This is a genomic window from Glutamicibacter halophytocola (assembly GCF_001302565.1).
Lineage (GTDB): Bacteria > Actinomycetota > Actinomycetes > Actinomycetales > Micrococcaceae > Glutamicibacter > Glutamicibacter halophytocola.
Genome location: NZ_CP012750.1, coordinates 1,219,049 through 1,243,679 on the forward strand (window position 1 = coordinate 1,219,049; position 24,631 = coordinate 1,243,679).

24 protein-coding genes are annotated in these 24,631 nt (G+C 62.3%); 22 read left to right on the forward strand and 2 right to left on the reverse strand.

Going from position 1 to position 24,631, the window contains the following annotated elements; genetic code table 11:
- Positions 1-64: 64 nt before the first annotated feature.
- Both AOZ07_RS05715 and AOZ07_RS05720 read left to right on the forward strand, forming a co-directional pair.
- Positions 65-1,213, forward strand: coding sequence for a Gfo/Idh/MocA family protein (locus AOZ07_RS05715; RefSeq protein ID WP_060701111.1), 1,149 nt, complete (start codon positions 65-67; stop codon positions 1,211-1,213).
- Positions 1,214-1,262: 49 nt separating this feature from the next.
- On the forward strand, positions 1,263-2,267 hold the full coding sequence (locus AOZ07_RS05720) for a sugar phosphate isomerase/epimerase family protein (RefSeq protein ID WP_060701112.1): 1,005 nt from the start codon (positions 1,263-1,265) through the stop codon (positions 2,265-2,267).
- 114 nt (positions 2,268-2,381) lie between these two features.
- Here the strand turns inward: AOZ07_RS05720 and AOZ07_RS05725 are convergent, their stop codons facing one another.
- On the reverse strand, positions 2,382-3,635 hold the full coding sequence (locus tag AOZ07_RS05725) for a heparan-alpha-glucosaminide N-acetyltransferase domain-containing protein (protein ID WP_084793146.1): 1,254 nt from the start codon (positions 3,633-3,635) through the stop codon (positions 2,382-2,384).
- Between AOZ07_RS05725 and dapA the strand changes: the two genes are divergently transcribed.
- On the forward strand, positions 3,634-4,545 hold the full coding sequence (dapA, locus tag AOZ07_RS05730) for a 4-hydroxy-tetrahydrodipicolinate synthase (protein ID WP_060701114.1): 912 nt from the start codon (positions 3,634-3,636) through the stop codon (positions 4,543-4,545). The two genes, AOZ07_RS05725 and dapA, sit on opposite strands and share 2 nt — an antisense overlap.
- A gap of 19 nt (positions 4,546-4,564) precedes the next feature.
- Positions 4,565-6,271 carry a ribonuclease J gene (locus AOZ07_RS05735; RefSeq protein ID WP_060701115.1) on the forward strand — a complete coding sequence of 569 codons (1,707 nt, stop codon included), beginning with the start codon at positions 4,565-4,567 and terminating at the stop codon, positions 6,269-6,271.
- 86 nt (positions 6,272-6,357) lie between these two features.
- On the opposite strand, the gene AOZ07_RS05740 is transcribed toward AOZ07_RS05735, so the two are convergent.
- Entirely contained in the window at positions 6,358-6,696 is a 339-nt protein-coding gene (locus tag AOZ07_RS05740) for a hypothetical protein (RefSeq protein WP_060701116.1), read from the reverse strand.
- A 165-nt stretch (positions 6,697-6,861) separates the two neighbouring features.
- Here AOZ07_RS05740 and AOZ07_RS05745 point away from each other — a divergent pair, with 165 nt between their 5' ends.
- The 18 genes from AOZ07_RS05745 to AOZ07_RS05830 all read left to right on the forward strand — a co-directional run bounded on the left by AOZ07_RS05745 (position 6,862) and on the right by AOZ07_RS05830 (position 24,506).
- Entirely contained in the window at positions 6,862-7,689 is an 828-nt protein-coding gene (locus AOZ07_RS05745) for an ABC transporter ATP-binding protein (protein ID WP_084793147.1), read from the forward strand.
- A complete protein-coding gene (locus AOZ07_RS05750) occupies positions 7,686-8,372 on the forward strand; it encodes an ABC transporter permease (RefSeq protein ID WP_060701118.1) in 687 nt (228 codons plus the stop codon). The genes AOZ07_RS05745 and AOZ07_RS05750 overlap by 4 nt, the downstream gene beginning before the upstream one ends.
- On the forward strand, positions 8,369-9,100 hold the full coding sequence (locus tag AOZ07_RS05755; protein ID WP_060701119.1) for an ABC transporter permease: 732 nt from the start codon (positions 8,369-8,371) through the stop codon (positions 9,098-9,100). Before AOZ07_RS05750 ends, AOZ07_RS05755 begins: the two co-directional genes overlap by 4 nt.
- Complete coding sequence (locus AOZ07_RS05760; protein WP_060701120.1) at positions 9,097-9,999, forward strand: ABC transporter substrate-binding protein; 903 nt, start codon at positions 9,097-9,099, stop codon at positions 9,997-9,999. The genes AOZ07_RS05755 and AOZ07_RS05760 overlap by 4 nt, the downstream gene beginning before the upstream one ends.
- Positions 10,000-10,234: 235 nt before the next feature.
- Positions 10,235-11,266, forward strand: coding sequence for an ABC transporter substrate-binding protein (locus AOZ07_RS05765; RefSeq protein WP_060701121.1), 1,032 nt, complete (start codon positions 10,235-10,237; stop codon positions 11,264-11,266).
- Positions 11,263-12,177: a histidine racemase CntK family protein gene (locus tag AOZ07_RS05770; RefSeq protein ID WP_194943813.1), complete on the forward strand. Its 915-nt coding sequence runs from the start codon at positions 11,263-11,265 to the stop codon at positions 12,175-12,177. The genes AOZ07_RS05765 and AOZ07_RS05770 overlap by 4 nt, the downstream gene beginning before the upstream one ends.
- Positions 12,170-13,006: a class I SAM-dependent methyltransferase gene (locus tag AOZ07_RS05775; RefSeq protein WP_060701123.1), complete on the forward strand. Its 837-nt coding sequence runs from the start codon at positions 12,170-12,172 to the stop codon at positions 13,004-13,006. The genes AOZ07_RS05770 and AOZ07_RS05775 overlap by 8 nt, the downstream gene beginning before the upstream one ends.
- Positions 13,007-13,009: 3 nt before the next feature.
- A complete protein-coding gene (locus AOZ07_RS05780; RefSeq protein WP_060701124.1) occupies positions 13,010-14,305 on the forward strand; it encodes an opine metallophore biosynthesis dehydrogenase in 1,296 nt (431 codons plus the stop codon).
- Positions 14,302-15,564 carry an MFS transporter gene (locus AOZ07_RS05785; protein ID WP_060701125.1) on the forward strand — a complete coding sequence of 421 codons (1,263 nt, stop codon included), beginning with the start codon at positions 14,302-14,304 and terminating at the stop codon, positions 15,562-15,564. Before AOZ07_RS05780 ends, AOZ07_RS05785 begins: the two co-directional genes overlap by 4 nt.
- Positions 15,561-16,667 carry a FecCD family ABC transporter permease gene (locus AOZ07_RS05790; RefSeq protein WP_060701126.1) on the forward strand — a complete coding sequence of 369 codons (1,107 nt, stop codon included), beginning with the start codon at positions 15,561-15,563 and terminating at the stop codon, positions 16,665-16,667. The genes AOZ07_RS05785 and AOZ07_RS05790 overlap by 4 nt, the downstream gene beginning before the upstream one ends.
- A gap of 28 nt (positions 16,668-16,695) precedes the next feature.
- Entirely contained in the window at positions 16,696-17,493 is a 798-nt protein-coding gene (locus tag AOZ07_RS05795) for an ABC transporter ATP-binding protein (protein WP_060701127.1), read from the forward strand.
- A 76-nt stretch (positions 17,494-17,569) separates the two neighbouring features.
- Entirely contained in the window at positions 17,570-18,970 is a 1,401-nt protein-coding gene (gene mtr, locus AOZ07_RS05800) for a mycothione reductase (protein ID WP_060701128.1), read from the forward strand.
- A gap of 139 nt (positions 18,971-19,109) precedes the next feature.
- Positions 19,110-19,361 (forward strand): hypothetical protein, encoded by a 252-nt coding sequence (locus AOZ07_RS05805; RefSeq protein WP_060701129.1) that lies wholly within the window; start codon positions 19,110-19,112, stop codon positions 19,359-19,361.
- 99 nt (positions 19,362-19,460) lie between these two features.
- Positions 19,461-22,457, forward strand: coding sequence for an FtsK/SpoIIIE family DNA translocase (locus AOZ07_RS05810; RefSeq protein ID WP_060701130.1), 2,997 nt, complete (start codon positions 19,461-19,463; stop codon positions 22,455-22,457).
- A 5-nt stretch (positions 22,458-22,462) separates the two neighbouring features.
- The gene (gene pgsA, locus AOZ07_RS05815) at positions 22,463-23,065 is read left to right on the forward strand and encodes a CDP-diacylglycerol--glycerol-3-phosphate 3-phosphatidyltransferase (RefSeq protein ID WP_060701131.1); all 603 of its coding nucleotides are present in this window, start codon (positions 22,463-22,465) and stop codon (positions 23,063-23,065) included.
- 10 nt (positions 23,066-23,075) lie between these two features.
- The gene (locus tag AOZ07_RS05820; RefSeq protein WP_060701132.1) at positions 23,076-23,561 is read left to right on the forward strand and encodes a CinA family protein; all 486 of its coding nucleotides are present in this window, start codon (positions 23,076-23,078) and stop codon (positions 23,559-23,561) included.
- 195 nt (positions 23,562-23,756) lie between these two features.
- Positions 23,757-24,170 carry a helix-turn-helix domain-containing protein gene (locus AOZ07_RS05825; protein WP_060701133.1) on the forward strand — a complete coding sequence of 138 codons (414 nt, stop codon included), beginning with the start codon at positions 23,757-23,759 and terminating at the stop codon, positions 24,168-24,170.
- Between the two features lie 111 nt (positions 24,171-24,281).
- Positions 24,282-24,506, forward strand: a complete 225-nt coding sequence (locus AOZ07_RS05830) for a DUF3046 domain-containing protein (protein ID WP_060703328.1) — start codon at positions 24,282-24,284, stop codon at positions 24,504-24,506.
- Positions 24,507-24,631 lie beyond the last annotated feature (125 nt).

Consider the following 24,631-nt stretch of genomic DNA (forward strand, 5'->3'; position numbering starts at 1 on the left):
TTGCCTTGCACGGTTCAGCTGCCCCGAACGCGATCCCATGAAGATCCACAGCAGGAGGAAACACATGCCCAACCAAAAACCAGCCTTGAAAATCGCCCTCATCGGGCATGGATTCATGGGTGCTGCGCATTCACAAGGATGGCGAGTCGCGCCAAGGTTTTTTGATCTTCCGTTTCAACCAGAAATGACGCTGCTGGTTGGCCGCAACGCCGCCGGCGTCGACGCTGCTGCGGAAAAATGGGGCTGGTCTGAAACGTCAACCGACTGGCGCACCGCCATAGAACGCGAAGACATTGACGTAGTCGATATTGTCACGCCGGGGAATTCGCATGCAGAAATAGCCATTGCCGCCTTGGCTGCCGGCAAGCACGTGCTGTGCGAAAAGCCTTTGGCCAACACCCTTGAAGAAGCCGAAGCCATGGCTGCCGCAGCCCGCAACGCGGACAAGGGTGTCCAGGCGATGGTTGGATTTACCTACCGCAGGGTGCCCGCTGCAACCTTTGCCCGTGACCTGGTGGCCAGCGGAGCGATCGGGCAGGTGCGCCAGGTGCGCGCCGCATATCTGCAGGATTGGCTGCACGATGATCGTTCGCCGTTGACTTGGCGGCTGCAAAAGGAGCACGCCGGCACCGGCGCCCTGGGGGACATCGGAGCCCATGCCGTGGACCTCTCCCAATTCATCACCGGCCAGAGGATTGTTGGAGTGAGCGGCCTGCTTCAGACCTTTGTCGACGAACGCCCGTTGCCCGATGCACCCACGCAGCTGGGTCCGGTGAGCGTGGATGACGCTGCAGCGTTCACGGCTCGATTTGATGGGGGAATTCTCGGCACATTCGAGGCGACCCGCATGGCCACCGGGCGCAAGAATTCATTGCGCATTGAGGTCTCAGGCTCCAAGGGGGCAATTTCCTTTGACCTGGAGAACTACAATTCGCTGGGCTACTACGATGCAACGGCAACGGCCACCCGCCAAGGATTTACGCAAATCATGGTGACGGAGCCGGAGCACCCCTACATCTCTGCCTGGTGGCCCACCGGACATACGCTGGGGTACGAGCACGGATTTGTGCACCAGGCCAAGGATTTCATTGATGCCATCGGGGCTGGCCAGCAGCCAGAACCGTCATTCGATGATGGGCATCAAGTGCAGTGCGTCCTGGACGCGGTCCAGCGCAGCGCAGCCAGCAACAGCACGTGGACCACCACAGCATAAGGAACACCCCAAGGCAGCACGAGGGAACCAAACGAAAAGGAGCCAACGGATGGCACGCGATTTCACCTTATTTACCGGCCAATGGGCCGACTTGCCCCTAGAGGAGGTGGCACGTCTGGCAGCAGGTTGGGGATATGACGGCCTGGAGATCGCGGTCTCCGGTGAGCATCTTGACGCGTGGCGGTGGGATGATGACGACTACATCGCCGAGCGCCTGGGGATCCTGGAAAAATATGGTTTGAAACTCTGGGCCATCTCCAACCACCTCAAGGGACAGGCTGTGTGCGACAACCCGATCGACTTCCGCCATCAGGCCATTGTGGGAGACAGGGTCTGGGGAGATGGAGACCCCGAGGGAGTGCGCCAGCGGGCTGCCGAGGAAATGAAGAACACCGCACGGCTGGCCAAGCGCCTAGGCGTTGAAACAGTCGTCGGTTTTACCGGATCCTCGATTTGGCAGTATGTCGCGATGTTCCCGCCAGTGCCGGCAGAGGTCATCGACGCTGGTTACCAAGACTTTGCTGACCGCTGGAACCCGATCCTGGATGTTTTTGACGAATGCGGTGTGCGCTTTGCACATGAAGTCCATCCATCGGAGATTGCCTATGATTACTGGTCGACGGTCAAGACCCTTGAGGCCATCGGGCACCGCAAGGCTTTTGGGCTGAACTGGGACCCGAGCCACATGGTGTGGCAAGGCATCGACACGGTGGGTTTCATTTCGGACTTCGCCGAGAAGATCTACCACGTGGATTGCAAGGACACCCGCATGCGGATGGGCAACGGCCGCAATGGCGGCCTGGGCTCGCACCTGCCATGGGGCGACTCGCGCAGGGGATGGGATTTTGTCTCGGCCGGCCGCGGGGACGTGCCTTGGGAAGATGCATTCAGGGCCCTCGCCGCGATCGGTTACGAAGGCCCGATTTCCATCGAATGGGAAGACGCTGGCATGGATCGGCTCTACGGCGCGCCCGAGGCGCTGGCGGCGTTGAAGAGGCTGGATTTCCCTGCTTCGTCGACCTCCTTCGATGCGGCATTCAAACAGGACGCATGAAAACAAGGATGATCTGATCCGCTGCGGGTTTCGGCCGGGACTGGCTCCCGGCTGGGGCCGGCAGCGGATCATCTCTGTGCGCTGCCAGCAAGGCCAAGCTGGAACCCAGGCAAATCAGAACCTCGGACCGGGCTCCGCTTTTGGCATTCGCTGGCCATCGGCTCCGCTGAGAACCCGCACGCAGAATTCCAAGGGCCCAGAAGCCCTGGTGAATCCCAGCCAGATACCGCAGCAGGCGGTCGCCGCGCACAAGATCCACCAGATGGCTGAAGGCTCCAGGACGTCATCGAGCAGCGGGAGCAGAACCAGGTGTCCGGCATACAAGGTGAGCGGAGCGCGCCCAGCGCCAGCAAGTACCCGGCCGAGCCCGCCAAGGCGGGGCACAAGAAGCAACAGGAACCCAAGCACTGCAACAGCGCAGCTCGCCGAATGCACGGTGGCAAGCAAGGCGTTGCTGTGCCCAGTTGGAAGCCACAGGTACTCGGCACTGGCCAGATATGGGTCCAGTGATGTCCCCGGCAATCGACCGGTTGTAATGAGCGTGGGGACAAGAGACGGAAGCGCTCCGGAAGCCGCCGAAATTTGACCGGTGAAACCCAGGCTCATAACGCGGCCGGCGATGTAGCTGATCGCTGCGATGGCACCGCCGGACACGGTGAGCACTGCGGCTGTCTTTTTACTCCCCAAATCGCAATGTCCCAGCGCGACACCCAGGAGCCCGTATCCAAACCAAACCAGAAGCGGGTAGTAGCCGGTGACGGTGAGATCCTGGAACAACGGCCCCGGGGACAGCAGGTCGCCAAAGCTCGGATTGTGGCCGAGGGACTGCCCCAAAGCGCCTGCAGCCAAGGGTCGCCAGATCAGTGGCGCGAGGACCAGCCAAAGCACTGAGACTACCCAAATGGTTGCTCTCGGGAGCCCGAGGACCAGCGGAAGCAACAGAAATAGTAGCCCATAGTGGACAAGAATGACTGCGATGCCTTCATTTATCGTCCCAATTACCATTCCGAGCACGGCAATAATTAATGCTCTCAAGGCAAGGACTGAGTAAATCTTAGGGTGGGAAAAGCCCCTGCGCGCCAGGGAAGCAGTCATGAGCGTCAGCGATAATCCGGCCAAAACCATGAATAGAACAGAGGCCCGCCCAGAGGCTACAGCCCCGGTAAATGTAGGGGAGTAGGCATCTGAACCGCGGTATTCATAGAGCGGGAAAATGTGTGCCGCGAACATCCCCAAGATGGCCACAAGGCGTGCTGCATCAACCGCCAGAATGCGTCGTGGCTTCCCCGAAATGTCCATGGAAACATCGCACCACGGAAGTGGGGATGGATGCCATTGCAACATGCGCGAGTGTAGATTTAAAGCCATGGCTACAAGTGCAATTGATAATCAGGCATACCCGTTTGGCACCGTGCTCACTGCAATGATCACCCCCTTCACCGACGCGGGGGAAGTTGACTACGCGCTCGCAGCCAAATTGGCCCAGAAGCTCGTCGATGATGGATGCGACGGACTAGTTGTCACCGGCACCACCGGCGAGACCTCGACGCTGAGCGACGAAGAGAACATCCAGATGTTCCGCACCGTCGTCGCGGCAGTCGGCGACCGCGCCGCGGTGCTGGCCGGTTCGACGACCAACGACACCCGACACTCGATCAAGCTCTCGCTCGCAGCGAAGGAAGCTGGCGTTGACGGTGTGCTGTTGACCACCCCGTATTACAACAAGCCAAGCCAGGCCGGCGTCATCGCGCACGTCAAGGCCATTGCCGAAGCCGTCGAGCTGCCAATCATGCTCTACGACATCCCAGGGCGCACCGGGATCGCACTGGCACCGGAAACCATTATCGAACTCGCCAAGATTCCACAGGTCATCGCGCTGAAGGATGCCAAGGCCGATTACCAGTCCACCACCACGGTGCTGGCCAAGACTGATCTGCACGTCTACTCGGGCGACGATGGATTGACCCTGCCATTGATGGCAGCCGGTGCTGCCGGCGTGGTTTCCGTCACGGCTCACGTTGCAGCCGCGAAGTACCGTACGCTTGTTAATGCAATGCATGCAGGTGATTTGGCGACTGCACGCACCACACACTTTGAGCTGGACGCGATCCAGCGCGGCATCATGGGCCACATTCAGGGCGCCGTGGCCGCAAAATATGGACTTCACTGGCAGGGTGTCCTGCCGAACACCGTCGTCCGGCTGCCGCTTGTGGCACCGTCGGACGCAGAGCTCGATGCCATCCGCGCGGACCTACGTGAAGGCGGATGGGATCTGTAACGAAAGGGACTAACTACATATGACTGAGAGTTCAGTAGGCAAGGCCGACTCTGCACGCTTGCAGACTCCGGCCCGGCTGAAGAAGGGGACAATGCGCATTGTTCCCCTCGGAGGCTTGGGCGAGGTTGGCCGAAACATGACCGTCTTCGAGCTCAACGGGAAACTGTTGGTCGTTGACTGCGGTGTGCTGTTCCCCGAAGAGCACCAGCCTGGCGTGGATCTGATCCTGCCGGACTTCTCCTACATCAAGAACCGCTTGGCAGATGTGGTGGGCGTAGTGCTCACCCACGGCCACGAGGACCACATCGGTGCCGTCCCTTACCTGCTGCGCCTGCGCGAAGACATCCCACTGTACGGGTCGAAGCTGACCTTGGCCTTCGTGGAAGCAAAGCTGGCAGAACACCGGATCAAGGCCAACACCAACATTGTGGTGGAAGGCGAGATCGCGCAGATCGGCAACTTCGAATGCGAATTCGTGGCCGTGAACCACTCGATCCCAGACGCCCTGGCCGTGTTCTTGCGGACCGAAGCCGGTACCGTGCTGCACACCGGCGACTTCAAGATGGACCAGCTGCCGCTCGATGGCCGCATCACCGACCTGCGCCACTTCGCGCGCTTGGGCGAGGAAGGCGTGGACCTGTTCCTGCCTGACTCCACCAACGCCGAAGTGCCCGGCTTCACCGTGGCAGAACGCGAAATCGGCCCAGTGCTTGAAGCCAAGTTCGCCCGTGCCCGCCGCCGCATCATCGTCGCTTCCTTCTCCTCGCACGTTCACCGCGTGCAGCAGGTCCTGGATGCCGCCGCGATGCACGGCCGCAAGGTGGCCTTCATCGGCCGCTCGATGGTGCGCAATATGGGCATCGCCGAACGCTTGGGCTACCTGGACATCCCGCAGGGCGTGCTGGTTGACCTCAAGCAGATCGACTCGCTGCCTGACCACAAGGTCGTGCTGATGTCCACCGGTTCGCAGGGCGAGCCAATGGCTGCGCTCTCGCGCATGGCCAACGGCGAGCACAAGGTGCAGATCAACCCGGGCGACACCGTCATCCTGGCCTCGAGCCTGATCCCGGGCAACGAGAACTCTGTCTTCCGCGTGATCAATGGCCTGATGCGCCTGGGCGCCGAGGTCATCCACAAGGGCATGGCCAAGGTCCACGTCTCCGGCCACGCCTCGGCCGGCGAGCTGTTGTACTGCTACAACATCCTGCGCCCGAAGAACGTGCTTCCGGTCCACGGCGAAACCCGCCACCTGATTGCCAACGGCCGCCTGGCCGCGCAGTCCGGCGTTCCGGAGGAAAACGTGCTGCTGGCAGAAGACGGCTCCGTCATCGACATGAAGGATGGCGTCGCCCAGCTGGTTGGCCAGGTTGAATGCGGCTACGTCTACGTTGACGGTTCCAAGGTCGGCACCATCACCGATGATGACCTCAAGGACCGCGTCACACTGGGCGAAGAAGGTTTCATTTCGGTGATCACCGTGATCAACCGCCAGAATGGCACCATCATCTCCGGCCCTGACATCCACGCTCGCGGTGTGGCGGAGGAAGACTCCGTCTTCAACGAGATCAAGCCGAAGATCGCGGCCGCGATTGTGGAAGCGGTATCGAATAACCCGAACCACTCCACGCACCAGCTGCAGCAGATCACCCGTCGCGTGATCGGCTCGTGGGTTTCGCGCAAGCTGCGCCGCCGCCCAATGATCGTTCCGGTCGTTCTCGAAGCCTAGGCTTCTGCAACTAAAGCCCCAAACCAAGAACTTGGTTTGGGGCTTTAGTTGCTTCTGGATAATGCCAGCCCATGTTTCCCGGCGTCTTATACCAAGCCCAGCAGCCCAGCCAAATTCGCAGGAAGAAGGGGCACGGGACCTGCGGCTTCGCCCTCGCAGGCATCCGGAATTCTGGCGTCTTGCCAAGCGTTGCAGTCGGTTCTTTGCAGGACGCGTCCTGTTTTCACTTCCATTTCAACCACTGAATCCCACTGGGACGGGACAAGCCGCCCCAGTTCCTTGCCGGTGCCGACATCTAGCAGTTTCACGGATTCCCAATCACCCGATGGGGCGGGGAAATCTTCACTCGCCGACGCGGTGGCGGCAAATGCCAGGGTTGCGGCAAGCAGTGACGGGCAAAGAATCAGCAGAGTACGAAGCTTCACGATATTCCTCCGGGAGAGTCGGGCATTGTAACCAATCCTACTGTTGATCTATTAATTTGCCTTTAAATTCCCAGCCACTTGGGTGCAGTGTTGAGCCTGTGCCGTGTATCGGGAAGTACTTCGATGGGGCAGAATGACTTCAGAGCCGTCTTGAGGAGTCGAGAAGTGATCGAATTCGAAAATATTTCCAAGCACTATCCTGATGGCACCGTTGCTGTCAGCGACTTCAGCCTGGAGATCCCGGCACATACTTCAACCGTTTTTGTCGGATCCTCCGGCTGCGGCAAGACGACCTTGCTGCGGATGATCAACCGGATGGTGGACCCCAGCTCTGGTTCGGTGCGCATCGACGGCGAGGACATTTCGGGGAAGAACGCTGTGGAGCTGCGACGCAGCATTGGATACGTCATGCAGAACTCAGGACTGCTTCCGCACTTCACCGTGGCAGAGAATATCGCAACCGTTCCCCGGCTGATGGGGGAGCCAAGGAAGTCCTCACGCCGCAGGGCGCTGGAATTGATGGATACCGTTGGGCTCTCCGATACCATGGCCGACAGATACCCGCACCAGCTATCTGGTGGCCAGCAGCAACGCGTCGGAGTCGCCCGGGGCTTGGCTTCGGACCCCAACATCTTGCTCATGGATGAGCCCTTTGGCGCGGTGGATCCGATCGTCCGCGCAGAACTGCAAACTGAGCTGCTGCGATTGCAGAAGGAACTGGACAAGACGATCGTATTTGTCACCCACGATATCGATGAAGCATTCTTGCTGGGGGACCAAGTCGTCATCCTGGCTGCCGGTGCCCAAAAGCTCCAGGTGGGCAGCCCGAGCGAAATCATTGAAAATCCCGCCAATGACTTTGTTGCATCCTTCATCGGCGCCGAGCGCGGATCCAGGGCGCTGAGCGTCAAGCAGACAGCCCAAGGGCCGGTGCTGGTCGATGACCAGGGCAGGACCCAGGGCCGGCTCGTCGAGGGCAGGGCCCAACCATGACCTGGATTTCAGAAAACCTGGCACTGATTGCCTCGTTATCCCTTGAGCATCTGCGCCAATCGCTGATCGCGATCATGATCGGGTTTGCGCTGTCCATTCCCTTGGGCTGGATCGCCTGGCGCTATAAGCTCGTGGGCGCTCCATTGGTCACGCTGACCGGTTTGCTCTACACCATTCCCTCGCTGGCATTGCTGATGATTCTTCCGGTGATCACCGGCATGAGCGCCATCAGCGAAGCCAACTTGATTGTCGCCTTGAGCATCTATGCGGTAGCGATTATGGTGCGCGGGGTCGTTGACGGCCTGGATTCTGTTGATTCTGCAGCGCGTTCTGCTGCCACAGCCATGGGGTACGGCAGCGCCCGCCGGTTTTTTGCCGTTGACCTGCCATTGGCTGGACCGGTGATCCTGGCGGGCTTGAGGGTGACAGCGGTCAGCACGATTTCGCTGGCCACTGTCGGGATTCTGGTAGGTGTCACCAACCTGGGCTACTTGTTCACCAATGGCCTGCAGCGACGCATCATCGCCGAGGTGTTTTCAGGGCTGCTGGCCGTGGCGCTCATTGCATTAGCCGTCGACATGCTGCTTGTTCTGCTGGGCCGCTGGCTCATGCCGTGGAGCCAGAAAGACCGAAAGCAAAAGGCCCGCGGCGCTGCGGGCAGCAGGCAGGCGGTGTCCTCGTGAACTTGCTTGTTGAAGCGTTCAAATGGCTTGTTGCTCCAGAGCAATGGGAAGGCAATACCGGGCTTCAGGTGCTGCTCGGACAGCATTTGCTCTTCACCTTGCTGTCCGTGGCCATTGCTGGAATCATCGCCATCCCCGCCGGTTGGGCCATTGGCCACACCGGCAAGGGGCGCGAAATTGCGGTGGCCGCTGCTGGCATTGCCCGTGCAGTGCCCTCCTTCGGCTTGCTGATTTTGCTGGTGCTGCTTTTCGGAGTCACGCATAAGCCGGAAGCAGCGCTCGTGGCCTTCGTGGTGCTCGCAATTCCTTCGCTCCTTGCCGGCGCCTACACCGGTTTTGAAGCCATTGATCGCAAAACCGTTGATGCGGCCCGGTCCATGGGAATGACTGAATGGCAAATCTTGTTGAAGGTTGAAATCCCCCTGGGGCTTTCATTGCTGGTCGGAGGGATCCGGGCAGCTGCCTTGCAAGTCGTTGCGACGGTGACCATCGCCGCATATGTGAATCTCGGTGGACTTGGGCTTCCGATTATCACCGGATTGAATCTGCGGCGCTTTGACATGGTGCTCGGCGGCGCCGTGATGGTTGCGGTCCTGGCGCTAATACTCGATTTGCTCCTGGCTCTCGCGCAGAAAGCTGCGATTCCCCGTGGATTGGGCTCCCAAAGAACATCACCAAAAAATCAAGATGCTGGTCGCTTGCAAGTACAAGATAAGGAACTGACATGAGATTAAAACACGCAACACGGGTGGCAGCGGTGGCTGCAGCAGGGACTCTGGCCTTGGCCGGTTGCTCCGGCTCGGATCCTCTGGCTACGCAGAGCAGTTCTGAGCAGTCGGGATCGGGGAAAGTCGTTGTAGGATCGCAGGCCTACTATTCGAATGAGATCGTCGCTGAAATTTACGCGCAGGCCCTGGAGAATTCCGGCCTCGAAGTTGAACGGCAGTTCAACATCGGACAGCGTGACGCGTACATGCCCCAGTTGGAGAACGGCAGCATCAACGTCTTCCCTGAATACACGGGCAATCTGCTGCAGTTCTTCAAGGAAGACACCGAGGCCCGCTCATCGGCCGATGTCTACAATGAGCTCGAGAAACAGCTTCCTGAATCACTGGCTGTCTTGGACGAGGCTGAAGCTTCTGACCAGGACTCCTACACGGTCACCCGCAAATTTGCCCAGGACAATGATCTCAAGAGCATCGAAGACCTCGCACGTGTCGAGGACCAGCTGACCCTTGGCGGACCACCTGAACTGGCCGAGCGCCCATACGGGCCCAAGGGCCTGGAGAGCACCTACGGGGTGAAGGCCGATTTCTCGGCGACAGGAGACACCACGGTGGAAGATCTTGTTGCAGGAACGGTCAACGTGGCCAACGTGTTCACCGCGGATCCGCGCATCAAGACCGAAGATCTCGTAGTTCTCGAAGATCCCAAGTCGCTCTTCCTCGCATCCAACGTGGTGCCGGTGGTTACAGCGGATCAGTCCTCGACTCTGGGGAAGGTCTTGAACCCGGTCAGCGAGAAGCTTTCGGCCCAAGACCTGATCGACTTGAACGTGCAAAGCACTGTTGAGAAGAAATCAGCAGCCGACATTGCCAAGGCGTGGTTGGCCTCTGAGGGGCTCTGACTCGTAGCCCGTCCAACGAGCCGCTTATTGCGCAAACGGCCGCCATGACAAGAGAAATCTTGGCATGGCGGCCGTTTGCCGTATCCAACTGCGGAATTCTTTCATAGCCACCTGGATCAAGGCTTGCTTGTTTTGACTAATGATAATGATTCGCATTAGTGTTTAGGTTTGTTGGCCGGATTGGTGCCGAAATCCGGTGCTGATAGATGGCCTGCAATGAACGGAGCACTGATCAATGAAGAGAATGAGTCCTTGGATGCTGGCGATGCCTGCTGTGGTCTTGGCCTTTGCCACTGGCTGCAGCAGTCCGGCGGGATCGGGCAGCCTGCCCGCAAGCACTGGCACCAGCACCGGCACGGAGAACATCACGCTGGATAGCTGCGGCAGGTCCGTCGAATTCGACAAGGCGCCATCGAGCGTCCTGGCCGTAGGCTCAGAAGCGCCTTCCTTGCTCGTGGCCGCCGGGGCTGGCGACAAGCTCACGCATTACGCGGGAAGCCTGAACGTCCCGTTCGACGAGCAGACCAGGGCAATCGTCGATAATGCCGAGCGGATCACCGAGGATTCCCATGACGTCTCCTATGAAATGATCCTGGATTCCGGAGCCGATGTAGTGATTGGGACGGATATTGCTGCCGGAGTCGATTTGAATTCGCTGGCCGAGCGCCTGGAAAGCGCCGGCATCAAGATGCTCACCGTCAGCGGTTATTGCGCCGGATTCGAGGACCGTTCGACCGGAGGCCTCAGCGGCTTCGAGCAGATCTACAAGGACGTGGAATCCTACGGCCAGCTTTTCGGCACCGAAGAGACTGGCAAGGAATCAGTCGACCAGATGCGCGATCGCGTAGCTGCGGCAGCACGCGGCATCAAAGGGCAAGACGGGCAACGCGGGCTTCCGCTGTACGTCCCGGCCTCGGGGGCACTGGGATCCTACGGACATGAGTCATTGATCGATGAGCAGCTGGATCTGCTGGGCATGCAAAACGTCTTCAGCGACGTGCCGAAACGCTATTTCGAACCCTCCAACGAAGAACTCGTTAACAGTGCCGCCGACAAGCTCTTCGGCATGTACCTGCCAACTGGGTCCTCCGGCCTGGAAACGGATCAGCAAGTGCTTGACGAAGTCCGCCAACGAGCTGAGCTGAAAGGGCTGCCGGCTCTCCAGGACAAAGACGCTATCGTGCCGTTGAACTACTACTATTCCTCGCCGGGGCCGCTGGCCGTGGACGGCGTTGAAATCATGGCAAAGCAGCTGGCCCAGCGATGACCCGCGTTGATCTGCGCCCTCGAACAGCGGGGATTGCGCGGCATCGATCCGCGCATGCCCGGCCTCGCCGTCCAAGCCAGGAACTGGTCCACGGGGCACGGCCAATTGAATTCGTGAAACTGAGCCCGGCATCGAATACCACCCTCCTGGTGACCAGCCGCCATGCGAAAAGCCAGTACCCATCGATAGCCCGCCAGCTGATGCGCACCGAGCATGTCCATGCTGAGCAAGTCGGGTTTGTCCTTCCGCCTCGCGCCCCCTCCGCCCAAACCCGGCTGCACATGGCCGGGGACGAACTTTGCGCCAACGCCTGCATGTCGCTAGCGGCATTGCATGCGGCGACCAGCACCGAGCGCGGCGAGCTGAGCCTGCGCATTGAAACTTCCGGTGCAGAACAACCGCTCCATTCCACAGCCCAGCGGCTGGAAGCGGGGTACCGGTGCCAACTGCAATTGCCCCTGCCGCAGCAGATTGAACCGTACCCGCTCTCCGGAGCTGCCGGCTGCGCATTAGTCCGGTATCCCGACGCTGTGCACCTGATCATCGAATGCCAAGCATCGGATCGCGCTGAACGCCACCGGGCGCGAAGATTGGCGCTGGAGATGGCAAGCACCCAGGGCACTTCAGTCATCGGAATCATGCTCTACGACCCCAGTCGGGGCGAGCTGGCCCCGCTGGTGAACGTCCCGGCGCTGGGCAGCCTGGTCTGGGAAAGCAGCTGCGGATCGGGAACGGCTGCGCTCGGCGCCTACCTGGCGGCCCAAGCCGGAAGCGATATTGCAGCCGAGATCAAGCAACCCGGTGGCACCATGCACGTCAAGGCGCGTTGCAGCAAGGCCGCCATCACTGATCTGTGGATCAGCACCGACATCCAAATCGTCGCCCAAGGAACGGCATATATCCATGACTGATTTCCCGCTTGCCACCACCGACGCCGTGCGGCAACCGCTGTCCGCCACGCTGCATGGCTATCTCGGCAAATTCACCGAAGCCGCCCACCACTACGACGGATCCACGCACCAAGCAGAACGCCTGGAAGCGCTGCTGGGCGCATACTCGGCCTTGATCACCGATCCGGGCAATGAACCGGAATATGCCAAGCTGGCAGCCACCGAGTCCGGGAGCATGCTGGCAGGGCAATTGCGCGCCCAATCCGCCCGGTGCGTTGCGATCCTCGAGAAGTACCGGGCATTGCATCTGCTCAACGGGAAGACCGGGGCCGACGGCTATTTCGCCAACATCGAATCATGCATCGATGAAGAGTTCGGGGCGGTCGCTCCGAAGGCCCAGTCAAAGGTCCTGTTGATCGGCTCAGGCTCCTTCCCGATGACCCTGCTGAATCTTGCCTCGCGCACCGGGGCCACGACAGCAGGCATCGATATTGATCCCGAAGCCCTTGATCTTGGCCGCCAAGTAGTCCAGCTGCTGGGCGGCAATCTGAAGACCACGCTCAGCTGCGAGCCGATAGAAGAACTGGAGTTCTTGCGCGAGGCAACGCATGTGGTCATCAGCTCCACGGTGCAGGCAAAGTACCAGATGCTGCACCGGATGCACCCATTGACCCGCGACGACGTGGTGGTGGCCATGCGCTACGGCGAAGGCCTGAAATCGCTGTTCAACTATCCCAAGGAGCCGGTGGATGCACAGCGCTGGAACTTGGCCGAAACCATTGAGCAGCCGCAACAGATATTCGATATCGCGCTGTATTCCAAGCAGCGCCCCCACAGGAAAGGCAACTAGCCCATGGATGAACTGGGAAATATCCTGATTGCCGGCACCGGGCCAGTTGCTGTGCAGAGCGCGGTGCTGCTCGCGCAATTGCCCGGTGAACTGGGAATCGCCGGACGCGATTCGACACGGGCCGCCGAATTCTTCACCAGCGTGGAGCACCACGGCAAGCACGTGCAAGCCCAGGTGCAGAACCCGGCCCACCGTGCGCTGGCCGGCCAAGCGCGCCTGGCGCATCGCTACCTCGGATACCATCGGGTGCGCCCGGACTGGGACACCTTGGTGATGGCCGTGCCTGCCGATGCCTACCTGCCGGCGCTTCGCGCGCTGCCCGAGGAAACCTTGTCCGCCATGAAAAGGATCGTGCTGCTCTCGCCCACCCTCGGCTCGGCCAAGCTCGTGGTCGAATATGCCCGGCGCAGGGCAGCGCATCCGGAAGTCATCAGCTGCTCAAGCTATTTGGGAGATAGCCGCCAGATTGCCGGGACCAGCGGAATCAAGGTGCTCACCGCGGGGGTGAAAAAACGGATTTATCTCGGGAGCACAAGGACCCAGAGCCCTGCGGCGGCCCGGCTGGCCGCAGTACTGGAAGCCGCAGGTACTGCCGTGCAAGCTGCCAGCACGCCGGTGGAAGCTGAAGCCCGCAATATGTCCCTGTATGTGCACCCGGCACTGTTCATGAACGAGCTGGCGCTGCAGGCGGTATTCTCCCCGGGACCGGTCCCCAAATACGTCTACAAGCTCTATCCCGAAGGCCCGGTTGCCCCCGCCCTGATCCACACCATGGCGCAGGCCTGGCGGGAGCTGAACGCTGTCACCGGGGCGCTGGGCGGCCAAGGCGTCAATCTGCTGCAGTTCATGCTGGAGGACGGATACCCGGTGCGCCCCGAAAGCATCACCCCGCAGGCGGCAGCCAATTTTGACAAGCTCCCGGCAGCAGAACAGGAATACCTGCTCTACGTCCGCTACGCGTCGTTGCTGATCGACCCCTACTCGCAGCCCGACGAGCACGGGCGCTACTTCGACTTCTCCGCCATCGCCTTCCGTCCGATCTTCATCAACGACCAGGGCCAGTGGGACATCCCGCGGATGCCCAAGGAGGATTACTACCGGACCAAGATCATCCAGGGCCTGGCGCGAAAACACGCGGTGCCCTGCCCGATGATCGACCAGTTGCTCGGAAACTACGAGCGGGCACTGGAAGACGCGGCGCGGCAGCTGGAACCCCAGCCGTGTTCGCCGCAGTTCCGCGTCGAGGATTTCTCCGATCACGTGGACATGATCGGCTCCCCGTCAAGGAGCGCGGCATGAAGCAAGCAGAAATGAATTCCACGCAGCCGCTGCCCAGCGAGCGCCGGATCATCGCCGAAATCTGGCCGGCCCTGCTGGCCTCGGCGCTGGGGCTGCTGCCCTTCACCGTGCTCAGCACCTTTCTGGTGCCGATCGCGGATTGGGCCGGAGCAGGAGTGGCCGAGACCGGCACCCTGCGCGGTCTGGCCGGGGTGGGCGCGGTGCTGGCGGGCGTGGCTGCCGCCCCGCTGATCGGCCGCATCGCCCCGGGCACCGTGGCCGCCGCCGCACTGGGGCTCATGGGGGTCGCCGCGGTGCTGGGCACCTTCTCCGGGCTGGCCGCATTGGCGGCCTTCTGCCTGGCCACCGGCATATCCAATGCGCTGCTCTACCCGGCGCTGTCCACCGCCGCAGCTGACCGGTTCGGCACCACCCCGGCCGCAGGGCGCGCGGCCACCTTGGTGATGACGGCGCAGACCTTGGCCTCCACGCTCGGAGCGCCGCTGCTGGTGCTCCCGGCCCTGTGGTGGGGGTGGCAGGGGAACCTGATCGCGATCGCCGTGTTGAGCCTCGTGCTCATCCCCGCGGTGGTGCGCTACGGCCGCGCCCATGGCGCCGGCACCGCAGATGCCGCAGGCAGCGGATCCGGGCAGGTGGCGCGAATGGGCTATATCGCGGCCTTCCGGGCCTTGGGCGCGGTGCCCGGGGCACGGGCCCTGCTGCTGGTTTCCTTCGGCCGGGCCGGAGCGTTGATGGGGCACTTGGCATTCCTCGCGCCGCTGTACGCCGACAAGTTCCAGCTGACCGCCAGCGAGTTCGCCTTTGCCTGGTCCGTAAGCGGCGGGGCGTTTTTCCTCGGCCACCTGCTGGCCGGAAGGATGCTCAACACCGAAGTATCCGAACGGCGCACCCGCGCGGTGATGGCCATCTGCCTCGGCACCGCCTTGGCAGCCCTGCTCGGGGTCTACCTGTCACCGGCGCTTCCGCTGGCCCTGTTGTGCACCGCGCTGCTATCGGCCAGCCATGCCGTGGTCTCGGCCGCGGTGACAACCTTGCTGGTGGCCCGGTGCACCCAGGTGCGCGGCACCGCACTGGGCATGAATGCCGCTGGCATGAGCCTGGGGCTGTTCCTGGGCACGGCCGCCTCCGGGGCCGCGCTGGCCGCCGCCGGCTACCTGGGCGCAGCCGCCGTGCTCGGCGCCTTGACCCTGCTGGCCCTTGGCGCCGCGCTGGCCGTTCCTGCCAGAACCACCGGCCAGATCCAGGGGCAACAGCCATGACGCACAGTCCAACACGCGAGCGCCCCGGCTTCGAGCCACTGGTTTTCTCCGGCGACGACCTGGAACATGACCAGCGCACCCGGCACGCCTGGATCTGGAATGCCGGCCTGCTGGCGGCCCTGCTGCTGACCCTGCCCATTGCGGTGGGGCTCGGACCGGTCTCCATCGAGCCTGGCACGGTGCTGCAGATCCTCGCGCAAAACTTCGGGGCTGGCCCGGAAGCAGGGGACTGGAGCGCCTCGGAGCAATCCATTGTGCTGCTCTTGCGCGTGCCCCGGGTGCTGCTGGGAGCGGCCGTGGGCGCCGGCCTGGCGCTCGCCGGGGTGGCGCTGCAGGCCCTGACCCGCAACATCCTGGCCGAACCCTACCTGCTCGGGGTGACCTCGGGCGCCTCCACCCTGTCCGCGGCCTCGATCCTCTTCGGCGCCACCGCGGGAATCGGCACGGCTTCGCTGGCCACCAGCGCCTTTTCCGGCGCCCTGGCCGCCGGCATCGCGGTGTTCCTGCTGGCGCGGGTCGGCTCGCAGATGACCTCCACGCGGCTGGTGCTGGCAGGTGTCTCGGTCGGATATGTCCTGCATGCGCTGACCTCGCTGCTGATTTTTGCCTCCGACGATCCCAATGCGGGCCGATCGGTGCTGTTCTGGACCTTGGGGTCGCTGGCCCAGGCCACCGGCCAATCGGCCCTGGCCACGTGGGTGGTGGTGCTGGGCACGCTGGGATGCCTCATGTGCTGGTCCCGGCCGATGGACGCCCTGGCCATCGGCGATGCCACCGCCCAGACACTGGGGATCAAGCCTGCGAAACTGCGGGCGGCGGTGATGATCGTGACCGCGCTGTGCGTCGGTGCGCTGGTGGCGGCCTCCGGGGGCATCGGCTTTGTGGGGCTCATTATCCCGCACGTCGCCCGGCTGTGCGTCGGGTCGACCCACCGCCAGCTGCTTCCGGCGGCAGCGCTGCTGGGCGCGCTGTTCCTGCTCTGGGCCGACGTCCTGGCCAGGACCGCTTTGGCGCCGCAGGAGCTGCCCCTGGGAATTGTCACCGCGCTGCTTGGCGCGCCATTGCTCTTCATGCTGGTGCGCAAGCTGAACCCCGCCCAATGAGCCACCGCCATCTTCGAAAGGCAAGATCATGATTACAGCTACCGATGTTTCCGCCGGCTACGGAGGAGGGCTGGTGGTTCGCGAGGTCGGCCTGCAGGCGGACCACGGCGAAGTGGTCGGCCTGATCGGCCCCAACGGCAGCGGCAAGTCCACGTTCCTGCGCACGCTGTACGCCGCCCTGCCCCCGCGAACCGGGCTGGTCGCCCTGGACCATGAACCGATCAGCGAGCTGCGCGGAAATCGGCTGGCCCGCCGGGTGGCCGTGGTAGCCCAGGAATCGCCCTCGGAGCTGCCGGCCAGCGTCGCTGACATGGTGCTGCTCGGCCGGGCCCCGCAGCGCAGGGCGTTGGCCGCCTTCACCCGCGAAGACCACCAAGCGGTGGCGGCCGCCTTGTCCCGGGTCGGCGCCCGGGACCTGGCCAACCGCCGCTACGCCACCCTCTCGGGCGGCGAAAAGCAGCGGGTGCTGGTGGCCAGGACCCTGGCCCAGCAGGCCGACCACTTGCTGCTCGATGAGCCAACCAATCACCTGGACATCCGCTATCAGCACGAACTGCTGCGCCTGGTCGGGCAATTGGGGGTCACCACCGTGGTGGTGCTCCACGACCTGAACCTCGCCGCCCGGTATTGCGACAAGCTGGTGATCCTCAAGGACGGCCAGGCGCTCGCCGCCGGAACCCCGCGAGAGGTGCTCACCGCGCAGCGGCTGCTGGATGTCTACGGCATTCGCGCCGAGCCGATGGACGTGCAGGGCTGCCTGCAATTGGTCTTCAGCATCGCCGACGAGCCGCAGCTGCACGATGCGGGCGCGCGGGCCGCCAGATGATAGCCTCCCGGTAGGTGGAGCGTGCAGGGCCAGGACCTGCCGTCCCAAGCCAAGACCGTGAAAGGGACCTGACAACATGGCTTCCAATGTGGATGCGGTAGACAAGCACTACGACCTGATCATCCTCGGCACCGGCTCGGGCAATTCGATTCCGGGACCTGAGTTCGATGGCAAGTCCATTGCCATTATCGAAAAGGGGGCCTTTGGCGGCACCTGCCTGAACGTGGGCTGCATCCCGACCAAGATGTATGTCTACGCGGCCGACACCGCCTTGGAAACCCGGGAGTCTTCGCGCTTGGGCATCGACGCCCAGGTGAGTTCCGTGGATTGGCCGGGCATCGTCCATCGCGTCTTCGACCAGCGGATCGATTTGATCGCTAAGGGCGGGGAGGAATACCGCAGGGGTGAAAAGACGCCGAACATCGACGTGTATGACCAGCATGCCCGGTTTGTTGCCGAACGCACGCTGCGCACCGGCCAGGGCACGGCGGCCAAGACCATCAGCGCCGACCAGATCGTTCTGGCGGCAGGCTCGCGTCCCTTCATCCCCGAGGTGATCACCCAGTCCGGGGTTCATTTCCACACCAATGAAGACATCATGCGCTTGGCCCGGCAGCCAAAATCCATGGTGATCGTTGGCGGCGGATATATCGCCATGGAATTTGCCCACGTCTTCGAGGCCCTGGGCACCAAGGTGAGCATCATCGCCCGCTCGGAACTGCTTCGGCACCTGGATGCCGACCTGCGCGAGCCCTTCAATGAGCTTGCCGCCCAGCGCTACGACGTGCATCAGGGACGGAATATTGCCGGGGCCAGCCAGCAAGGGAACGAGGTCACCGTGACGCTCGACGACGGGTCCGAGATCAGTGCAGAAGTCCTGCTGGTGGCCACCGGGCGCATTCCCAACGGCGATGAACTGGACTTGGATCTGGCTGGCATCGATTCCACGGACGGGCGCATCAGCGTTGACGAATTCGGGCGCTCCACCTCGGCGACGGGCGTGTGGGCGCTGGGCGACATTTCCTCCCCATACCTGCTCAAGCACGTTGCCAACGCGGAAATGCGCGCGGTGCGCCACAACTTGCTGAACCCGCAGAACATGAAGAAGATGCCCCATGAGCATGTTCCCGCCGCGGTCTTCACCCATCCGCAAATCGCCTATGTGGGGATGACCGAGGAAGAGGCCCGCGAGGCAGGGCACGAGATCACCGTCAAGGTGCAGAAGTACGCCGATGTGGCCTATGGCTGGGCCATGGAGGATCGCAGCGGCATCGCCAAGCTCATCGCCGACAAGAAGACCGGCAAGCTGCTCGGCGCCCACTACATGGGGCCGCAGGCTTCCACGCTGATCCAGCAGATGATCACCGTCATGGCCTTCGATCTGGATGTGAGGGAGGTAGCCAGCAACCAGTACTGGATCCACCCGGCGCTGCCGGAGGTCACCGAAAACGCATTGCTCGGCCTGGACTTCTCCTAGGCGCAATTCACTGCGTGCACGTGCAGATCAGCCCTGGCCACCTGGCGCAATCGCTGGAATGCCCGTGGCCACGGTGCTTCCGGATCGGTGGCTTGGGGCAGGTTGCGCCGAATGCAAAGCAAAGCAAGGAGGAAGAATAATGAAGTTGAAGAGCCATCTTGCCGCATCTGCAGCGGCCGGCATCCTGGCCGCGGCGCTGGGGGCGGGCGGTATCCCGGCAGCCCAGGCCAGCGGCAAGACCTACACGCAGGAAGTGGCCAGTGCCGGTACCTGCACAAAAATGGAAACCGCCACAGTCCACGCCTTCAGGGCTTCCGGCTATGACGTCAGCGGCCACGCCTGCCTGAAAAGCGCGGGAGGCTACACCCTGATGATCGACTACTCGAAATAGCTTGCCTGCCTTTCACGTGATCCATCTCTAGCTCCCGCCAAACCCCGTGCAGACGTGTAAATTCGGGGCGCATACAGCTGTTGGCGATACCCTAGAACTATGGCCCCACGTACCCAGTCTCAGGGGACGAAGAAGCCGGCGACGCGTAAACCCAAGGCGTCCAGCTCTTCGTCCTCCAAGAAAACGCCCGAGAATCCGGAACAGGAACTCGCCCTGCCCTTACGCGCCCTGCGCAGCGTATGGATGGGCATTGCCCGGATTTTTGGTGGCGCCTTCCGCCGAATCGGCGGAACGGTGAGCCCTGACTACGAGCTGCGCCGCGACGGCACTGGGCTTTTCCTTGCCCTGATCTCGATTACCGTGGCCATCATCGAATGGTGGGGGCTGCGCGCATCGGGCTGGTTTGGACAGGGCGTGCACGCCGTAGCTGGCGGCACCCTGGGCTTCATGGCCGTGCTCCTGCCGGTCATCTTGTTCATCGGGGCCTTCCGGCTCTTCCGCTACCCGGAAGAAGTCACCGCCAATAACCGCATCGGCATTGGCCTGCTGATCATGACGCTCTCCGGCTCGTCCATCGCATCGCTGGCACAAGGCTCGCCAGCGGTCACCGATGACTTCGAGCTGCTGTGGAACGCTGGCGGAATGGCCGGCTCCATCCTCGGAACGCCGCTGGGCCTGCTGATCACGGTCCCCGGCGCCATGGCCGTCTTCATCTTCCTGGCATTCATGTCCCTCTTGATTGTCACCGCAACGCCCTTTACCCAGATTCCGCAGCGGATCCGCGCGGGCTATAACCGCCTGCTGGGCCAGGACCCCGACGCGGCCAAGCCGGCACGCCACCCGGCCCAAACCGAACTGGATCCAACCCGCGAAGAACACGACCAGTCCTACCTCTACCCGGAGGACGAGCCGGTTGCCCCTGCACCAAAAAAGAAGAAGCCGGGATTCTTCGAACGCCGCGCTGCCGCGGCCCGCCAGGTGACCGAAGTCTACGACGTGGACGGAAGCGAAAGCGCCGAGCGCCCGGGCGACGTCGCCTACGACAAGGCCGTCATCGAGCCCGAAGAATTCTCCGAGGCCTCGACCACGTCGCTGCCGGTGAGCAACCGCAACTCCGGCAAGATCTTTGATGCCGATGAAGCCGCCACCCAGGCCATCGCGCGTCCGGACTTCGAGGACCACGATGCCGCCGAAGCCGCCACCCAGGCCATGCCTGCCGCGTCGAGGCCCGCGCCTGCCGGTCCGCCTCCCGGGGTGAAGCGCCCCACCAAGGCCGAAAGCGAAATGGCCGAGATCATGGCCAATATCGGTTTGAAGGCCGAGCCGGAGGCAACCACCTCCGCCATGGACCAGGTTTCCTCACGCGCCGCAGGACTTTCGGCCAGCCCGCAGGCGCCGATCCCGGCGCGCAGCGAGCAGCTGCAGCTCTCCGGCGATGTCACCTACACCCTGCCAGAAGACGGCTACCTGCCGGCCGGCCCGCCAGCCAAGGAAGCTTCCGAGGCCAACCAGGTAGTGGTGGACGCGCTGACCAACACCCTGCAGCAGTTCAAGGTCGATGCCCAGGTGACCGGCTTCTCGCGCGGGCCGACGGTGACCCGCTACGAAATCGAGCTGTCGCCAGGCACCAAGGTGGAGAAGGTCACCGCGCTGGCCAAGAACATCTCCTACGCGGTGGCTTCCTCCGACGTGCGCATCCTTTCGCCGATCCCCGGCAAGTCTGCCATCGGCATCGAAATTCCGAATACCGACAAGGAAGTTGTTGCCCTGGGCGACGTGCTGCGCAGCAACAACGCCCGAAAGACCGAGCATCCGATGGTGATGGGCGTCGGCAAGGACGTCGAAGGCGGCTTTGTGGTCGCCAACCTCGCCAAGATGCCGCACCTGCTGGTGGCAGGCGCCACCGGCGCCGGCAAGTCCTCGTTCGTGAACTCGATGATCACCTCGATCCTGATGCGCGCCACCCCGGATGAGGTCCGCATGGTCATGGTTGACCCCAAGCGCGTTGAACTCACCGCCTACGAGGGCGTGCCGCACCTGATCACCCCGATCATCACCAATCCGAAGAAGGCCGCCGAGGCGCTGGGCTGGGTGGTCCGCGAAATGGACACCCGCTACGACGACCTGGCCAACTTCGGCTACAAGCACATCGACGACTTCAACAAGGCGGTGAAGGCCGGCAAGGTCCATCCGCCGGAGGGCTCCCAGCGGGTGCTCAAGCCCTACCCGTACCTGCTGGTGATTGTCGACGAGCTCGCCGATTTGATGATGGTCGCGCCGCGCGATGTGGAAGAGTCGATCGTTCGCATCACCCAGCTGGCCCGTGCCGCCGGCATCCACCTGGTGCTGGCCACCCAGCGTCCATCCGTGGACGTGGTCACCGGCCTGATCAAGGCCAACGTGCCTTCGCGCATGGCCTTCGCCACCTCCTCGGTCACCGACTCCCGCGTGGTCCTGGACCAGCCCGGCGCCGAGAAGCTGCTGGGCCAGGGTGACGCGCTGTTCCTGCCCATGGGCACCTCCAAGCCGATGCGCGTGCAGGGCGCCTGGGTCACCGAGTCCGAGATCCAGCGCGTGGTCGAACACGTCAAGACGCAGCTGGCACCGGAGTACCGCGACGACGTGATTCCGGCCGCCGAAAAGAAGAAGCAGATCGACGAGGATATCGGAGACGATCTGGACCTGCTGCTGCAGGCCACCGAATTGGTGGTCACCAGCCAGTTCGGTTCCACCTCGATGCTCCAGCGCAAGCTGCGTGTTGGCTTCGCCAAGGCAGGCCGCCTGATGGACTTGATGGAATCGCGCGGAGTGGTGGGCCCTTCCGAGGGCTCCAAGGCCCGCGACGTGCTCATCCAGCCCGATGACCTGCCAATGGTCCTGGCCGCGATGCGCGGCGATGACCCGGCAACCACCGCGCCATCGGCCACCGAAGCGGCCCTGGTGGCCGAAGCCAACGTGAACCACGCTGATCCAGTGGCCGAATACGCCGAAGACCTGGTGGCCAGGGACCTGGATGATCGCCCGCAAGCTGTTGACTACTTTGACGGCTCCGACGAACCGGGCGAAGACGCCTGGGACCTGACAGGAAGAAACTAGAACCCATGAGCGAGCAAGCTGGCCACGGCGCCCAGCCACCGGTTCCGACACTGAACATCGCCAATGTGCTCACGTGCATTCGCATCATCATGGTGCCCTTCTTCGTCTGGGCGCTGCTGGCCGATGGCTCGCAGCAGGGGCTGTGGCGCTGGGTTGCCCTGGTGCTGTTTGTCCTGGCCATGTACACCGACAAGCTCGACGGGGACCTGGCCCGCAGCCGCGGGCTGATTACCAACTTCGGCAAGATCGCCGACCCGATTGCGGACAAGCTGCTCACCGGCTCGGCCCTTGTATGCTTCTCCATCTTGGCGGAGCTTCCGTGGTGGGTGACCATCGTGATCCTGGTTCGCGAATGGGGGATTACGCTGCTGCGCGTGGTGGTGATCCGCTATGGCGTGATCGCCGCGAACATGGGCGGCAAAATCAAGACCGTCCTGCAGTCGGTGGTCATTGGCCTGTACCTGCTTCCATACACCCACACCATCGAATGGCTGCACGCTGTTGCCTGGTACCTGATGCTGCTGACCGTGGCCGTGACCGTGGTGACGGGCGTTGAATACCTCATCAAGGCCGGCCAGCTGGTCGCAAGCGCCAAGAAGCAGAAGTAGGGCGCGGCGCATGATGAAGCCCCAGGCTCCCGCCGTCATCGCCGCGGCCATCGAACAAGGCGTCCAGCTGGCCACGGCAGAATCCCTCACCGCCGGCATGATCGCCGCGCGCTTGGCTGAAGTGCCCGGGGCCTCGGCCGTATTGCGCGGGGGAGTCGTGAGCTATTCCTCTGACGTGAAACGAGCGCTGCTCAAGGTGGATGCGCACTTGCTCGATGCCCGGGGCTCGGTTGACCCCGAGGTGGCTCGGCAGATGGCGGTGGGCGCGCTGCAAGCTTGCGGTGCGGACCTGGCCGTGTCGGCAACGGGAGTGGCGGGACCGGAGGCCCACGATGGCAAGCCGGTCGGCACGGTGTACATTGGCTGGGCCCGCAGTGCCGAGTCGGGGTCTACGGTGCACCACTTTGTGGGCGATCGCGCCCAGATCCGTGAACAAAGCACCCATGCGGCACTTCAACAGTTGGCTGCCATCCTGGATAAAGCTTCTTCACAGTAAGACGCGCAAGACTGGTTCTCCCGAGATATTACGCAAAAATCCTGCTTCATGTGGCGAGTGTCGCATTTTTCAGATTAGGCTGAGGATCGGGGAACAAAATCGTATGACCCGTCGTTGTACGAATTACAGGGCCGCAAGGTTGGCCCCCGTATTAAACAGATCTTCGAGATGGACCTAGGAGCAAAGGCTAAATTTATGGTCAAGCAACCCGTTACTGTCAATGGTGTCGTCCGTTGGCGCGATATGGGAGAAGCCCATACGGTCCAGCCCGAGAAGGAGGAGCACAAAATGGTAGTACTCCGTCATGAAATCGGCGATGTTCTGCGTGACGTCCGCCAGCGCCAGGGACGCACCCTTCGCGAGGTTTCACATAGCGCCCGAGTTTCCCTCGGTTATCTTTCCGAAGTTGAACGCGGTCAGAAGGAAGCCTCCTCGGAGCTGCTTTCCTCGATCTGCGTGGCGCTGGAAATTCCACTGTCCCTCATGTTGCGTGAAGTCTCCGAACGAGTAGCGCTGGCTGAAGGTATCGCCATCCCTGATACCGTGCCAACGGATATGGCCAACGAGTTCGCTGAGAAGAGCGCCGGAAAGCCGCTGGCTTCCGTCTAAGTCAAAAAATCTTATGGTTTCCGCGGCTCAGTAATCGAGTTTGCCGGGGCCGAACAAGGAGCCCACGCTCATCGCGTGGGCTCCTTGCCTATGTCATGGGAGAATAATCAGGTGAAAATCAGCGATTTCTGGCGCAATATGGAAGCCGAGTTCGGGCCGCGGTACTCCCACGTTCTGGCCGACTCCATGGCTTTGACCGAACTTGACAGCCTCACCCCGGCCGAAGCATTGAACAAGGGCGTCAAGCCCAAGCAAATCTGGGAGGCGCTGTGCCGCGCCCAGGACGTTCCAGTTGAACGTTGGCTCGGCGTGGATATCGAACCCAAGGATTCCTGACCGCCGAATTCGAAAATGGTGTTTTCGATACTTCGAAAACGCCGTGTTGGATTTCGAACATCTGTTCGGATATGCTTATCCTAGAAGCAGCGCAGGAAACTGCACCAAAAACTTAAGCACTGAGA